Genomic DNA, 15795 nt, shown 5'->3' with positions numbered 1-15795 from the left:
CGTTTCCCTACGGTATCCGCAATATGTATTTTTTACCTCACCCCCCGCGGTCCCCGCTTTCCCGCGGTATCCGCGATTCAAACTCTTCCCTATCACTTAACCACCGCCACTGCGATTTTCCTCGTGCCTGCGCCTCCTGCGTCGAGAACCGCCCAGTATATTCCGCTTGCTATGCCCGGCGTTTGCCAAAGAATTTCGCAAGGAATGTTGTTAACATAATTTCCGGAGAGGTTGGCGACGATATTCCCGGCATCGTCAAAAACGGTTATTTCCGCCCTGCCGCTTTGGCCTTTTATGAGAAAACGGAAGTATGTAACCTCACCAAACGGATTTGGATGGTTGTAGAAATAAACTATATTCGCTTCTTTTGTCTCAGTTTCGCCAGTAGCCCGCGCGAAAAGAACTCTATTATTTCTTGCGTCAAGAAGATAGTCTGGAATGTCTTTGAGGCTGCCGAAGTTATCCCAAACATAAATTATACCCTCGTAGGATGATATCACGAGTTCCGCTCTGCCATCGTCGTCGATGTCTCCTACCGCAGGGGACGAAATGGCTGTTCCGATTCCAAGCGGAGAATAAGCTGACTTTTCGCCGAATTCGTTCACGCAAACCATTCTATCGTATTCGGATGCAGCTACTATGTCGATTTTGCCGTCAGAATCGAAATCTACCAATGCTGGTGAATCCCAGAATTTTTCGTCGTAAAATGTTACAGGAAAGTTCTCACATGGTGCACCATTGGGCTGGTAGCAACATACAAGCGTTTCGGCAGTGAATATGATTCTAAAGCCAAAGTCCTCATCTTCAGTTACTATTGGTGCTGATGGTTTTGCGGGAAGCTCTACCGGAAAATTCGGCAAGATTTCCCCGTTAGTGTTCACAGCGAAAAGGAATCCTTTGGCTTGCCCATATGGCAATGGTTTTCCCTTCCCGTCCGGGAGTGTGCCTGACTCTTTCGAAGCGAAAACTATTATCGTATCCGAATCTTCAACAACCACCACCGGCTGATTAAGTTTGCCGAAGGGGAGGTCGAATTCGCCCATGAGCTCGCCGGTTGAGGAGAGAATGTATACTCGACCTTTTGCCTGCTGCGCTACTGCGATTACTTTTTCTCCTATACCAACTGCGCCCACAGGTTCGCCGCCCATGTCAAAACGCCATCTTATGCCTGTTTCGTCGAGCATGTATAGTATTCCGTAAACATCTGCTATGACTATCTCATCTTTACCGTCGGAGTCTATATCGTGAAGTACAGGGGTGTGCGCAAATGGATGAGCACCGTAAGCAGGATAACCTATAAGCATATTAAACCGTATGGTGTTAGAGTCGGGGACGAGCGCCCAGATTAGCTTTGAGCTGTCCGCAAGAATTATTTCATTTCGTCCATCGCCATCTATGTCGCCAACAACAGGCTGGGTTATTGCTGTGTCGAATTCGTAAACTACCGGAAACGGGAAGTACACGGTGTCGCCATCAAAAATTATAAGACCTATAGAATCGCTGGCATCGTTGAATCTTCTCCCGTCGTTGCGCCAGACAAAAAGATTCCCGTAACTTTGAGCCAATATTTCTTTTTTGCCGTCACCGTCAAGGTCCGCGATAACAGGCGAATAAAGTAGTGGGTAGCCTACCGTTCCTTTCCAGCGAAGATGAGGACCATCGTAACGAAGGGAAAATGTCATCACCGTATCAGAGCGTGAGATATCGTAAATCTCTATCCCTGTTCGTCCGCCATCATTGTTGTTAGTATTTGGAGTTGTGTTGGGTCCGAACATCGTTGCGCTGGGCCAGCGGAAAAAGTCCTTGGACTCGCCAAGGTAATCGTACCAAAGGTCGAACCCCTGAATACCATCAGCCTCCTCAAGGTCTATAAACCTTCGGCGCCAGTCCCATTGCAGTTCGTTGTCGAGAAAGTTGTCCACTCCGTTGTCGTCGTAATCGCCGTATGCCACGCGCTCATCAACATGCCATATCAGGATTCCTGCCCCGGGAAGAAGAAAGTCATATGCACCAACATATTCACCATTGACCTGAATTCCCATGATAACACCGGTAAGCGAATCCCTTTTTATGTTGACTGAATCAGATGCGCTCCAGAAGCTGTCTCGCCGGTTTTCAATGAGAAAGTATTCGAATTCATCTATCGGAATTTTCGCTATCGTTGGTGTATCGTAAACAGGTAGTTCGCAACCTCTTATGGGAAAATTTGTCGTCGGCGTGTCGACAATTACCGGGCTTTCCCATCCAAGATAAGCTCTTTCCCATGCGCTGGGATAGACGGGTAGTGCACCGTAAACAACCAGCGTTTCGCCTGTTTCCTCATCGAGAAGATATATTCCCACGGCGTGACCATTGTCCATAAGTGAGAAATATCCTACTGCAGTCGTGAAGTCGTATGTCGAATATAGGTCGACGAGTCCTAAGGCGTGCCCGAACTCGTGGGCAAGAGCCCCGTTAAGTGCTACTGTCCTTCCATCCTGCGAACAGAACTCCGGCATGACTATTCCTCTGTCCACGCACCCGGCTATGGTCTCCGGAATCGTTATGTATGCAGTGGGAAGGTCTTCGGGAGTGGGAATGTAGGTGTTAGGATCATATTCAACAAGTTCTGGGAAAAATGATGCTATGTCGTTTTGCCAGTCACTTCCTGCATGAAAAATAATTATAACATCATAGTTGCAAAATGGAACTCCGCCCACAGAGTCGACAAATTTTATTGCATCCCTGAAAAATCCGTAAAGTCTATCGCCGGGATTTTCCCCAAACCACCCGTCCGGACCATAGTAACCCATGGAATCAGGAAGTGTGTACGCATCGTTCTCACCATCAGGATAGATGTCATACTCAATGACGAGCTTTCCATGGGAGACGAATTGATAATACATTTTGAGAGCCTCGAGATGGGCGGCGAAGTACAACTTGTTGTGCGGCGGTGGATCGATTTTTATTGAGTCGTTGGGTTCGAGCATGAATTGCCCGTTTCCCGTGCTTTTTGGGTTTGAATCGGGCTGAAATTGAACTCTTATCGCGCAAACTTTTATCGTCTCCGGGGCAGCAATGGGTTCTCGTGGTAGTGCGAATCTGTGCGCTCTTTTTAGTCCTTTCCCCACAGGCGGGGACGGATTGGGGACGGATATTTCGCGGAATCGAGGTCTCAGGGTATCGGGTGTTATGCCTATTACGCGAAAACTCCCGCTTGACAGGGATAGAAACGCTAATATTGAGAAGAAGGCTAATTTTTTCATGTTATACGCGCAGTTTTGGATTAGAAGTTTGCCGTTATGGAAAGCCTCATAATGTTCGACAGCGGAGCCTCACCACCTCGGTGTTCCGGGTCCGAAACTTTAGGAATGTATGCGAAGTTGAATATAAGGTTACCGTAATGGAGTCCGAATCCGAAAGTGAAGTAGTTGATGGCAACATAGTCGTCCGGATTGAATTTGTAGTCTGGCTGTTGAACTTTGTCCAACGCTTCGCTTCTTGGATAGTAGTCGTAGTCTATTATGTAACCTCCTCTTATGGAGAAGAAGTTAGAGTATGTGTATTCAAATCCAAGGTGTTTGACCGCATAATGCCACTCGAGCGCCCACGGATTCTCAGCGCTTTTGAACTTTATGATTTCCTTTTCTATGTCCGCTGCAAAAATTAATGAATGGTAATCGGATTTCCTTATTCTGTATGCCATTCCCACGCGCAGAGTTCTTGGTAGTGGGTCAGCTTGCGCCGCATCAATATAATGAATGTTTGGCCCTATATGCTGAGCATTGGCTCCTATCGTAAGTCCTCTAAGCGGGGTTTCGTAAAGCAAGCCTAAGTCCACCGCGAAAGATGAACCCACACCGCTTTTCTTCTCGTGACCAACATAAATTCTTGGTGCCAGCGCACTGTAGATGAATTTGAAATTAAGTCCGCCGTAAAGCCCTTTGGCAAGTTTGGCGCCGTAGGATGCTGCTACCGCCATTTCGTAGGAGTAAAAACCGCCTAATTTCTCGCCTACCTCGTTAGTTTGTTCGCTTCTACCGAGGGAAATAAATGTTATCGCACCGCCCACCGTGCCCCAGTCCTCGAGATAATAGACGCCAGTAAGGTATTCGTAATAGATATCGGGTGCTAACTCAGGAAGCCACTTAACATGCATTAGCGACACACCTGGCTTGCCCTTTGAGTAAATGGTTAGTTCGTCGGGTGTGGCAAACCAGTACTCACCACCAGAACTAACAAGCTTTTTGACGAATTTTTTCTCGAATCCACCGGAGAGCACATAGCGGAATTGCTTAAGTTTATTGTAATATCGCAGAAGTCCGTATTCTGTTGCTACCAGTATGTCGCCCTTAGTGAATCCCTCGGTCATGTCGATTATTTTCCCGCTCGCGGGACTTGATGGATATTCTATAGTTTCGCCCATCTCAAGTTTGTCGTCCTGAAGATGGTTGAATGTTCGTATTTTCTCGTAGAGTTTTTCCTTTGTCCCTTCCGTTTGTTTTGCCCATTTTGAGCTTATCCAATCTTTTATGTTTGTTTCCTTGGAGGCTATTTCTGCTCTCCAGCCGAAAACCTTGAACTTTTTTCCGTCAAACCTTATCAGTCCGTAGTTAGTGCCGAACCATACATTGCCTTTGGAGTCGATGAAAATCTTGTTGACCTCGCCGACGACTGGCAGGTCGTATGGAACCTTAACATCGGATGGTGCGGTCTCCGATTCGGAGTTGCCGTTTGCGGCTTTAAGCTTCGATGTCAAAGCAGCCAATCTATCCCTGCCTTTGGCGCCGGTTACAGCGCTGGCTATTTGCTCCCATGTCGGTTTCTTGGTAACATAGTAATGGTATGTTGTTTTCCAATTTACCCCATCGAAATGGACTATTCCTCGTTTTGTTGCGACCCACACATCTTTCGGCGTGCGAGCGCAAACGGCGGTAACCGATGATGACGGGAGACCGTTGCTCGAGTTATACTTCGACCACCTCGTGCCCCTCGCTACGAATAAGCCCTCGTTTGTGGCAGCCCAGAGGTTGCCCTTAGAATCGATGCTCATGTCAAGAATTTTTAAGCCCTCGGGTGAGTTTCTGCCTTTAAGCTTGCGCCAGACTCCGTCAGAATTTTTATAAACTCCGTTCTCAGTGCCAACGAAGAGAACTTCATCTCCGCCTGCGAGGCATGTTATCCGGTCGGGCACAAAAAGTTTGAACGGGATTTTAACGGTAACATCCTGCGGGACTGTATCCCCTTTGATATTGTTTATTCGCTTGAACTCGGGTATAACGGTCCGATTAATGTATGTTGAGTCGTATGTTCTTATCATGGCGAATTCATCGAGTATAACGAGAATAGGTAGACCATCTGGTTCATCCACGGTGTATTCGTCATGGTCAAGCCACCTGTCGCGCCTTAGAACCCATAGTGAATCTTGTGTTGCTGCCCAAAGGTCGAATTTTCGGAAGTCAATGTCAGAACGAATAGTTTTGACAGCGGCGATACTTACTATCCCGCTTTGAGGGAAAGAAAACCTATGCCATCTGCTTGATAGAGGGAACTTGCCCAGACCAGCCGGGTTCCAGTAAGTAGCTGTGGGGTCGTCAGCTACGGCCACGAAAGCCTCGCCCATGCCAGCTGCGCGTGCACCAGGACCTATGGTAAGGAAAAGAACCGCTCCTCTTGCCCTGTCAGCATGCGATGTAGTGGGAAAGAGAGAGAAAAGTATTATTGATATTATCATTAGTAGCCGTGCTTTGAACATAAAAACACCTCCAATTTGATTTTCTAATCAGGAAAATAAGGTAAAAAAATTTTTGTGCAACAAGTTTGATTTTTATTGATAAACGCCCAGAATTTATTTTTATTTGTAAGAAGTCGCCGTAAATTTTTACTAATTTTTACTTGACAATGATTGTTTCGGGGTTAGCTTTAATATAAAATTTTCTTAATGTAGGAGGAAGATTAATAAGGTAGAATGGTGTCAAATCTTAATGTTTTTGCTGATTTGTGATTGATTGTTTTTTGAAGTATATTTAACTGGTTGTGAATTGTGTTGTGGGAAAAGAAGAACATTAAAGTGAAGGAGGAAAGATGAAGCGAAGAGGGCTTGTGGTTATTACATTTCTTTTGGTGAGCCTGTCCATAATGGCTCAGCCTGCGTATATGTCTTTGCCATTGGACAGCAGCACCACCACAAACAGGCTTCAACCTATAGTTTTCACATTTTCCACGCCGAGTTCAGTGGACCCCAGCACCATCGTGTTGTTCGTTAATGGCACGCCGTACACCGTGTTCGACCCTGAGCTTACATGGAGCCCCGCAAACCTATATTTCACCCCCAGCGATTCCTTCGATGAAGGGGAGGTCGTCTGCTCGCTGGCGGTCGTGCTTGACTTCAGCGGAGATACCCTTCCTGGTCTGCCCGTTGTTGGAAGATTCTTCGTTGACCTTAGCGGACCGTTTATCTGGGCGAGCGGACTTGTGGGCGATACCCTCCCAACACCTCATACCACGACATCAAGCACTCTTGGTGGCTGGTGGATAGTGGTGGATAGATACAGTGACCTCGACCCGCTGAGCCTTCAGATAAGGGTTCACGGCGTGACTTACACATTCCCCTCCTCCGCGATAACTCTAACCGACACCACGGTAACTGAAATGGTGGTGGACCCCGTTACTGGCGACACCACATATATAGATTATAGTGGTTTCCTCGTCGTGTTCGACCCTGTTGCGGCTGGAGTAAGCTGGGCATCTATAGACACCGTCGTTTACCAGTTCCTTCAGATCCACGATGCGCCCGATTATGGTCCATACAACGAGTTTGAGGATTCGCCGCTTAGCACATTCTATTTCTGGGTTGATTATCTTGGGCCTCGTGCCGAGAGAGTTTCGCCTATAGCCACTCGAGTAACGCCAGTTCCGATAACCTCATGCGGCGACCAGTCGTTTACATTCCGCATTTTCGACGAGAATGGTGTTGATGTTTCCTCCGTTGTGTTCTGCGCTCGTGGGGAAACGCTCGACTACACAGCAACTACATTTGTTACCGTGGATACGCTCGCGATTGATACAGTGTTCAGGATTTTTGTGCCCGACACAGTTTACAGAGTTTACGAAATCTCGCCTACATACAACTGGCGTAGCCGTTGTACAGAATTAGAACATTATGTGGTAGGTACTGATACCATTTATCTTGTGGAAGTCCATACGCGTATACCTACTATATATATTTATGAGACAGAGGATTTTCTTGGCTTCGACGATGCATACGACCATGCCGTGGCTGACCTTGCGACCGGAAGAACCATTCTATTCGCAAGGATAGTGCCCGATTGGAACGAATATCTTGATATAAACGAGACCATAGCGTGCACTGAGGGAGAAAACATCTATTATGTTGACCTGATTGACCTTCCCGAGGGCAACTGGTTCTTTGATACCACCGTTATAGGGCGAGCGAATGCTATAACTGTTGCGGATATGTATTATCCCGATTACGGTTGGGGCATCCCACCTGATTTCGGCAGAATAGCGCATCCGTTCTTCATGTATGTGGTTAATCTTATTCCCAAGCTTGTTAGCTTCACATACACTCCACATCCGCAGCTTGCGGAAGGCGAGACCATTCATGTCGAGCTTCTCGAAGGTGAGGATATGTATGGTAACCCGCTTGAGGCTCACACCGTTGCTTGGACAGTAGCCACAGATAGAAGCGCGCCGATACTCGTTGATTACTCCCCAGACCATGGTGCCGTTCTTACCGACCTTCACGCTCCCATATCGGTGGTTCTGGATGATATTTACGGTATTATTGACCCGAGAACGATTAAGATGCACATCCACTCGACAAGCGGCTTTGACCTTATGATAGATTCGCTGCCTATACTTGAGTACTGGCCATCGTGGTACAAATGGGACCCTGTCACCAAGACATTCACCTTCTACCCTGAAAGCATGGGCGTAAGCTGGGCGCAGGGCGATACCATAATGGTTGAGTTCATCGATGTGCACGATGTTGTGGACTTCTGCTCACCCAATGTTTACGCGTACGAATATCCATACATTCCGTGGACATTCTATATCGTTGAGGGTCCATATCTTACGGAGTATTCGCCTGATGACCACAGTTTCATCAACTGCGTGAGACCTATCGAATTCACCCTTTACGACCCTGATGGCATCGACCAGTGGACTGTTTTCGTAAGCGTTGAGGGAGTCCAATACAGCCTTCTTAGCGCAGAAACCACTATCGTATGCCATTCCGTTGACACAGGTGGTGGGTCCGTTGTGGTTTCGTGTGATACTACAATTTACAATCCTCTACGCTACCTCGGTGCTGGTCACTTTAGGCTGACAATACCCTCGGAGTGGTTTACCGATGGGAGAGAGATCAATTGCGTTATAGATAGCGCAAGAGACCTTCTTGGTCATCCGATGTGGTTCGTTGGCAGCTATGGCTGGAGCTTCACGGTTGACATGAGTGGACCGGTTTACTTCAATCCTCAGCCTACACCTGGTTCGTGGGTTGGTGGTGGACATGTTGTAGCCTCGATAGATGTTGCTGACTCGATCAGCGGGAAGATAAAAGAGGACATGTTAATGCTCGAGTTCAACGGCGATGTTTACGGTCCAACGCTGACACCTTCAGTTTGCACCTTCGATGGTAGAACCGTAACGCTTGACCTTTCCGCTACGGGCTACACCTTCCGTCACGGCGAACTGGTTGAGGTTTGTCTTACCTCGCTTTACGATGATGTTGACTATTATTGCGGTCCTACGCCAAATCCTGCTGATGGTCTGCCGTATTGCTGGAGCTTCAGAGTCGATACCCAGGCGCCGAGATTCTCACTCGTAACACCGTTTGACGGTGCCATAACCAATTGCCCGACACAGCCTATAAAGATACTTATTTCCGATGACCTTGGCGTTGACCCATCGTCCATATTCTTCATCGTTAACAGCAGACTTTACACTATAGCTTCGCCATACCTTAATATTGTTGGCGATACGCTTATATTCACGCCACCGACACCTTGGACTGACGGAGAGGTAGTTGATTGGGCATTGGCACAAATAGGTGATATAGCTGGTAATGTTATAGGTGGAAATCCGCTTTATGGCTCCTTCACCGTTGACCTTGCACCGCCGACTGTCACAAGCACCACACCCAACGATGGTGATGTTATTTACAGGCGTTTGGAGCACATATTCATCCAGCTTAGCGACTTCTCTGGCGTTGACCCTCACACTACAAATCTCACTATAACCGTGACCAGCCCTGATACTGTGATAGTTTATCACTTTACCGACACCGATGGTGTCTTAGGATTTAGCGTTCTTCTTGGTGGGCTTATTATAGACCTTCCAATAGATCTTGCAGGAATTTATCTGCCTGCTCGCGGTGCTGATGTGGATGTGGAATTAAGAATAGCAGATATGCCCGAACTCGACTGCGACCCCACAGATGGCGTGACCGGAAATGAACTTTATTACACATTCTCGTTCTCGATAACTCCGGGTTGGCGTTTGGCTCTCCAGCTTGTTCCTGAGCACATGATAATCGACTCGGTCACGGGCGATACCACATATGTGCCTGGTGATACAGGCATACTCGTTCTTGGAGCAGGTTATGGTGCTACCGCTGGCTACGACCCCGGAATAGATGAACTTGCACCGCCAGCACCGCCCCCAGGACCTACCGCGCTTATACCGCCCGCGTTTATAGAGGATACATTTAGGCTTATAACCGATATAAAGAGCCTTACTGATGAGAACCCGAGATGGATAATCTGGACTGGCAACTGCCGCGGAACAGTGTATTGGGATACATCGGCTATGCCCGATTACGGAATGTTCATAATGAACGAGCATACCGATATGAGGAGCACGGATCACTATTCGTTCGATGTAGGCGAGGCGCTGTTCATAAACTTCTCGCCCAACTTCATGCATCTGCACAAGGGCTGGAACCTTGTCAGCGTTCCTGTTGAGCCGGATAATCCGCTGCCGAGCGCTGTGTTCCCAATGGTTGACCCGCGTAACATCTATGTCTACAATCCATGGTCGCTTAGCTATGAGAATCCTGCTGAGATTCACGCAAAATATGCTTACTTCGTGCTGTATGTGCCTGCTCCTGGCGACCCGGACGATGTATACTTCTCTGTGCCGGGAACGCCGATATTCGAATACACCATAAGCAACATGCCCAACGGCTGGAACACTGTAGGTTCGGTATTTGACTTCACTGGTGTGGATGTGACATCGACACATGTTACCACAATTCCTACTGGTGTTATTTGGGGCGGTGGAGTGTACTGGTATAATCCTGCGACGATGTCCTACGAGTTCACACGCTATATCGATGCTGGCAAGGGTTATTGGGTATACATCGATCTCCCTTACTCGTATACATCCGCTACGATGCATGTTGAGGCTTCTTGGCTTAAGGAAGCAACGGATTATGTTGATGTTCTCGATGCTGAGGATGTGGCTAATTTGAAGATCGGGGATAGCAGGTTGACGATAGCTGTCAAGTCCGATGCTTCTGCCGGTCTTGATGAGGAATACGACCGTATGCTTCCGCCTGCACCAGCCGGCAAAGTTCATACTGCGTATCTTGCTGAGGGTGGTGTAGCGCTTTACAGAGATGTGAAGCCGTATCCGAGCTTCACGCTGGTCGTAAATAAGCCCGCAAGACTCGTTACTGATAGACCTATAACTCTCGATGGTCAGTATGTTGAGAGGTCCATAGATGTTGAGCCGGGAGCCTATAAACTCGATCTGGTCCCGAAGACCAAGAAGCCGACCAAACTTGCTCTATATCCTAACATGCCGAACCCGTTCAATGCGGCAACCAAGATAGCATTTGACCTGCCTAAGGAAGCCGATGTTAAGGTAGAAGTCTACAACATGATCGGTCAGAAGGTTAAGACTCTCGTTGCCAAGCATCTTGACGCTGGTCATTACACTGTGGTTTGGGACGGAACCGATGACGACGGCAACGATGTTGTTAGCGGCGTGTACTTCTACAGGCTTTCTGCATACGGCAAGGTCCAGACGAGAAAGATGATGTTGGTCAGGTAATCGGTATGGGGGTCGGGGGTCCTGCGGAAGGGCCCTCGGCTCCTTACCCAGAAGAGGGGCAAGCTAACAACCACCACCCCCAATCGGGGGTGTTCTTTTGAAAGATAGGGCTGCTATGAAAGGTTTCTCGATAATAATAATTCCTAAGGACTCGAAGCGGGTTCTCAAGCTTAGTGTGGGTAAAGCGCTTTCGAAGATCGTGGTATATCTTATTGGTGGTTTTGTGCTTGTTAATTTGCTCTTGTTCGCTTGGAACATCTATATGCTAAGGAGCAGTGTCCAGCCTTTTCTGCTTCGTGCTGAGCGCAAAAATATAAGGAAAGAGCTCGCAGTTCTCAGGTCCCAGCTCGATTCACTAAGAGCGCAGTACAAGCTGCTTTCCCGATATAACGAGGAATTGTTCGCTTTAGCTGACATCGAGAAACCTGCTGCTGAGTATGCGGTAGGTGGTCCGCAGCTGGCATCCTATAGCATAAAAGATGCCGAAAATATCGCCTTCGCAATAGATAGCCTTATTTTTGCAGTGAGAAACGAGTCAGAATTCCTGAAAAGGGTTGAAGAAAAACTTAAGAGTCGCGAGAGACTACTTAGGCATACACCTTCAATAATGCCCATGAAGGGCTATATAAGCTCGGTGTTCGGAATGAGGATTGACCCGCTTACAGGTAAATATAGCATGCACGAGGGGATAGACATTATCGCTCCTCGCGGAACTCCTGTTCATGCCACCGCGGACGGAAGAGTAAAGTTTACCGGAATTATGCATGGTTTTGGCAAGCTCGTGGTAATCGACCACATCTGGTTCGAGACTCGTTACGCTCATCTTGATAAAATTCTTGTCAAGCGGGGGCAGCGTGTGTCACGCGGCGATGTTATAGGGACATGCGGCAGAACTGGTAAAGCCACTGGTGTTCATCTTCACTACGAGGTAAGGGTTGATGGCAAGCCAGTTAACCCGAAAAACTACATTCTTCCGGAAAGATTTGTAGTCGATTAGCCCACCTTTTTACGCGCCTAAAAAATTTATGTTCATGTGATTAAGATAAGTGTTCCGCCGTGTTATGCGTTACTTGTAATCCTAACTCTATTTTTTTCAAAAAAATGCGTGCATTCCTTGCAAAAGTTTATTAAAATTATGTTGACATCACTATTTAATGATGTAAGATTTATTAATAAATGCAATAAAGGGGGTAGTATGAGGACAAAAATATTACTGCTTGCTATGGTTTTCGCTTTTGGGGTTTTGTTTTACGGTTGTCCTAAAAAGACGCCGCCACCACCGCCTCCGCCGCCACCGCCTGTTGAAGAGGAAACGACTGCCGTTGCGCCGCCTGAGGAACCGACTCCACCGCCGCCGAAGCCACTTGAGCTTAGGACAGTTTATTTCGAATTTGACAGATATGACCTTACTGAGGAGGCAAAGGCTATACTTGCCGAGAATGCGCGCCAGCTTATGGAGCACAAAGATGTTAAGATAAGACTTGAGGGTAATTGTGACGAAAGAGGGACAAATGAATACAACCTTGCTCTGGGGCAGAAGCGTGCTGAATCCGTGAAGCAATTTCTCGTGAATTATGGTATCTCACCCGACAGAATCGAAACAGTAAGTTATGGTGAAGAGAAACCCGTTTGCACGGAGCACAATGAGGATTGTTGGAAGCTAAATAGACGGGTTGACTTCAAAATTATATCACAGTAATGTTTGATGAACAGAAGGGCTAAATTAGGGTCAATAGCGCTTTTTTGCGCGTTAAGCTTGATTATCTTGATATTTTCGAGCGGTTGTGCTACTCGCTCGGAGATAAAGCGATTCCAGCAGCAAATGGATTATCTTGTTAAGGCTAATCAATACGAGTATAAAAAGCTTGCCCAGATAGATTCGCTTCTTAACGAACAGCAGAAACTTCTAAGACAACTTCAAGCTACGCACGATTATGACTTGGCTCGCGTGCAAGAGGAACTAAAAACGGTCGAGAACATATTAAGGGAAAGTGGTTATAAGGTTTCCGCATTGACGCAGCAGATAAAAAGCATGGAGCAGGAGATAGCAAAAAGGCAGGCTACACCTAAAACGGAGTCGGAAACTACCAAAGTCACCATAAGCGCAAGAGAGCTTTTCGAAACCGGTCAGCTCGACTTCAACAGGGGAAAGTATCAGCTTGCTAAGATGAGCTTTCAGCAGTTCCTGAGCCTTTTTCCGCAAAGCGTTTTGGCTGACGATGCCCTGTACAATCTTGCGGAGTGCGATTACAACCTCGGAAGGTACAGGGATGCGCGGGAAGGATACATAAAGTTAGTGCAGGATTATCCTGAGAGCGAATTCGCACCATCAGCGCTCTATAAAGCTGGGCTGGCTTCGCTTAAGATTGACGATGTTACATCGGCGAAAAAGTACTTCCAGATGCTTGTGAAGAAGTATGGGCACTCGCATGAGGCTGAATTAGCTAAGGAAAAGCTTAAAAAGCTGGGAAAGTGAAAGCGGTTATAATAAGGTTCTCATCGCTGGGCGATATTGTCCTTGCGACGGCTGCACTTGAAGAATTGTGGAAAAATAATGTAAAGATTGCATTTGTCACAAAAAGCGATTACAAAGACCTTTTTGCGGCTGACCCGAGAGTCAGCCGTTTAATTTTGTTCGAAACTATCGCGAAGTTAAGGGCGCAGATAAAGGAATTTTCACCCGATTGGATAGTTGACCTTCATGCAAATTTAAGGAGCTTTCTTTCGACTATTGGCTTAGGAATTCCTACCGCACGCGTGAAGAAGCGCAATTTAAAGCGAAGGTTGTTGGTCTGGTTTGGTATCGGTTCAAAAGCTCCACATTCAGTTGTGGACGATATTTCCGATGTCATCAAAAAAATAGGTTATAACATATCGACTCCATTCTTGCCCAAGTTATATCCTTCCGAGCGTGGTCGCAAGAGTGCAGACAAAATCGTCGCTGATATTCCTCGGCCTTTAGCGATAATTCATCCCGGAGCGAGGTATCCCTTGAAAAATTGGGGATACGAAAATTTCGTGAAGCTTGCCAAGATTTTTATGGAAAATGGGTTTAGTGTTCTATTCGTTGGTAAAGCGCCCGAAGGTTCAGGTATACACTCAAGCGGGGAGCTTACGCTTGAGGAGCTTGTGGCTTTGCTTGCTTTAGGCGACATTTTCGTTGGTAACGATTCAGGACCTGCTCACATCGCTGCGGCACTATCGGTGCCTACCATAACGGTTTTTGGACCTACTCACCCTGCGCTTGGATTTGTTCCTATGGGAAAGTATGCGAGCTATGTTTATTCCGACATAAAGTGTTCACCATGCTCTCTTCATGGCGAGGGAAGGTGCAAATTCGAAGTCAGGAAATGCTTTGAATCCATCGCGCCCGATTTGGTTTTCGAGAGGGCTGTAGATGTTTATAATAGGAAGAAGTATGACGAAGAATCTGCCAAAACGAGCTAAACCTGCTGTTTTTCTTGACAGAGATGGGACAATAATAGTGGAGAAGGGTTATATATCTAATCCCGATGATGTCGAAATTATCGCAGGAGCAGCAGAGGCAATAAAGATTCTCAATGCGGCGGGATATCTTATAGTTGTAGTTTCAAATCAGTCTGGTGTTGCGAGAGGTTTTTTCACTGAGGATGATGTAAAAAGAGTTAACGAGCGAATGCTTGAGTTCTTGTCCCAGTCGGGTGCCCATGTTGACGCCGTGTATTACTGTCCTCATCATCGGGATGGTGTGGTGCCTGAGTACGCAATAGATTGCGAGTGCAGAAAGCCCGGGCTTGGCATGATAAAAAAAGCAGCTTTAGAGCTTGGTGTGTATCCCATAGCTGTCGTTGGCGACCGCGAAGCGGATGTTAGGCTTGCTGTAAACGCTTCTGTGCCGGGAATTCTTGTGCTTACTGGCTACGGTGAGCGCCAATCCGATGAGGTGAAAAGCATGGCGACCTTCATCGCTGCGGATTTGCTTGAAGCTGCTATCTGGATAGAGGAAAGGTTTGGATAAGTTTTCCCAAAAAGTTATTCGTTCGCTATTTCTTACCGGTTAGCGCCATTATGATGTATTTGGCACCTGTAACCCATGAAAGGAAGACCACGAGCGCACCGTATGCATTTATTATTGCAAATGATATCGGCGGGAACCTGCTTTCGAGAACTACTGCAAGAAAAAGAAGACCTATTATCATTATCATTTCGAAAGTCGTTTTAAGTTTTGCGGCCAAGAGGGGGGTTATTATTACACCGCGTTTTCTCACCACAACTATTCTCGTTATCGTTACCATTACATCTCTTGCTATCAATGATATCGTTATCCACCACGGCAGGGCTTTTATTACCGAGAGCGCGAGCAACGCCAATCCTGTGAGTATTTTGTCGGCGATGGGGTCCCAAAGTTTTCCGAATTCAGAGAGTTTCGTTCTTCTGGCTATGTATCCATCCCAGAAGTCGGAAAGAGCACCGATAACGAAAAGAACCAGTGCTACTATTCGTAATGTTTGGTTTCCTGATATAAAAAGAGAAAATATTATAGGCGCCAATATTATTCTTGTTATTGTAATGGAATCAGCAAGGGTCATTGTTCAAAGGGTTTTTATTCCTCGCCGAAGCCTTCCTCAAATAGTTTAGCTATAGCCTCGACAGCTTCTTTCTCGTCGGGTCCGTCAGCAATGATGAGAACTTTGCTTCCCTGCTCTGCCGCAAGCACTAAAACGCCCATTATGCTTTTCGCATCGGCTTCTACTTCGT

Annotated in this window: 10 protein-coding genes; 6 read left to right on the top strand and 4 right to left on the bottom strand. The window is 47.0% G+C overall.

Annotated elements, in window-relative coordinates; translation table 11 throughout:
* Positions 1–92: 92 nt before the first annotated feature.
* A complete protein-coding gene (locus J7J62_03180) occupies positions 93–3245 on the bottom strand; it encodes a VCBS repeat-containing protein (protein ID MCD6124158.1) in 3153 nt (1050 codons plus the stop codon).
* Positions 3246–3265: 20 nt separating this feature from the next.
* On the bottom strand, positions 3266–5734 hold the full coding sequence (locus tag J7J62_03175) for a PorV/PorQ family protein (GenBank protein ID MCD6124157.1): 2469 nt from the start codon (positions 5732–5734) through the stop codon (positions 3266–3268).
* Between the two features lie 329 nt (positions 5735–6063).
* Between J7J62_03175 and J7J62_03170 the strand changes: the two genes are divergently transcribed.
* The 6 genes from J7J62_03170 to J7J62_03145 all read left to right on the top strand — a co-directional run bounded on the left by J7J62_03170 (position 6064) and on the right by J7J62_03145 (position 15055).
* Positions 6064–11058: a T9SS type A sorting domain-containing protein gene (locus J7J62_03170; protein ID MCD6124156.1), complete on the top strand. Its 4995-nt coding sequence runs from the start codon at positions 6064–6066 to the stop codon at positions 11056–11058.
* Positions 11059–11155: 97 nt separating this feature from the next.
* Positions 11156–12055, top strand: coding sequence for a peptidoglycan DD-metalloendopeptidase family protein (locus J7J62_03165; GenBank protein MCD6124155.1), 900 nt, complete (start codon positions 11156–11158; stop codon positions 12053–12055).
* Between the two features lie 198 nt (positions 12056–12253).
* Positions 12254–12757: a peptidoglycan-associated lipoprotein Pal gene (gene pal / locus J7J62_03160; protein MCD6124154.1), complete on the top strand. Its 504-nt coding sequence runs from the start codon at positions 12254–12256 to the stop codon at positions 12755–12757.
* Between the two features lie 6 nt (positions 12758–12763).
* Complete coding sequence (gene ybgF / locus J7J62_03155; GenBank protein ID MCD6124153.1) at positions 12764–13534, top strand: tol-pal system protein YbgF; 771 nt, start codon at positions 12764–12766, stop codon at positions 13532–13534.
* Entirely contained in the window at positions 13531–14505 is a 975-nt protein-coding gene (locus J7J62_03150) for a glycosyltransferase family 9 protein (GenBank protein MCD6124152.1), read from the top strand. The genes ybgF and J7J62_03150 overlap by 4 nt, the downstream gene beginning before the upstream one ends.
* Positions 14456–15055 carry an HAD family hydrolase gene (locus J7J62_03145; protein MCD6124151.1) on the top strand — a complete coding sequence of 200 codons (600 nt, stop codon included), beginning with the start codon at positions 14456–14458 and terminating at the stop codon, positions 15053–15055. The genes J7J62_03150 and J7J62_03145 overlap by 50 nt, the downstream gene beginning before the upstream one ends.
* A gap of 25 nt (positions 15056–15080) precedes the next feature.
* On the opposite strand, the gene J7J62_03140 is transcribed toward J7J62_03145, so the two are convergent.
* Both J7J62_03140 and J7J62_03135 read right to left on the bottom strand, forming a co-directional pair.
* Complete coding sequence (locus J7J62_03140) at positions 15081–15626, bottom strand: CDP-alcohol phosphatidyltransferase family protein (protein ID MCD6124150.1); 546 nt, start codon at positions 15624–15626, stop codon at positions 15081–15083.
* A gap of 14 nt (positions 15627–15640) precedes the next feature.
* Positions 15641–15795, bottom strand: a 155-nt coding sequence (locus J7J62_03135) for an HPr family phosphocarrier protein (protein MCD6124149.1), incomplete at its 5' end; no start/stop codon positions are given.

The organism is bacterium (assembly GCA_021159335.1).
Lineage (GTDB): Bacteria > UBP14 > UBA6098 > B30-G16 > B30-G16 > JAGGRZ01.
This window is presented reverse-complemented; position numbering and strand designations above follow the sequence as displayed.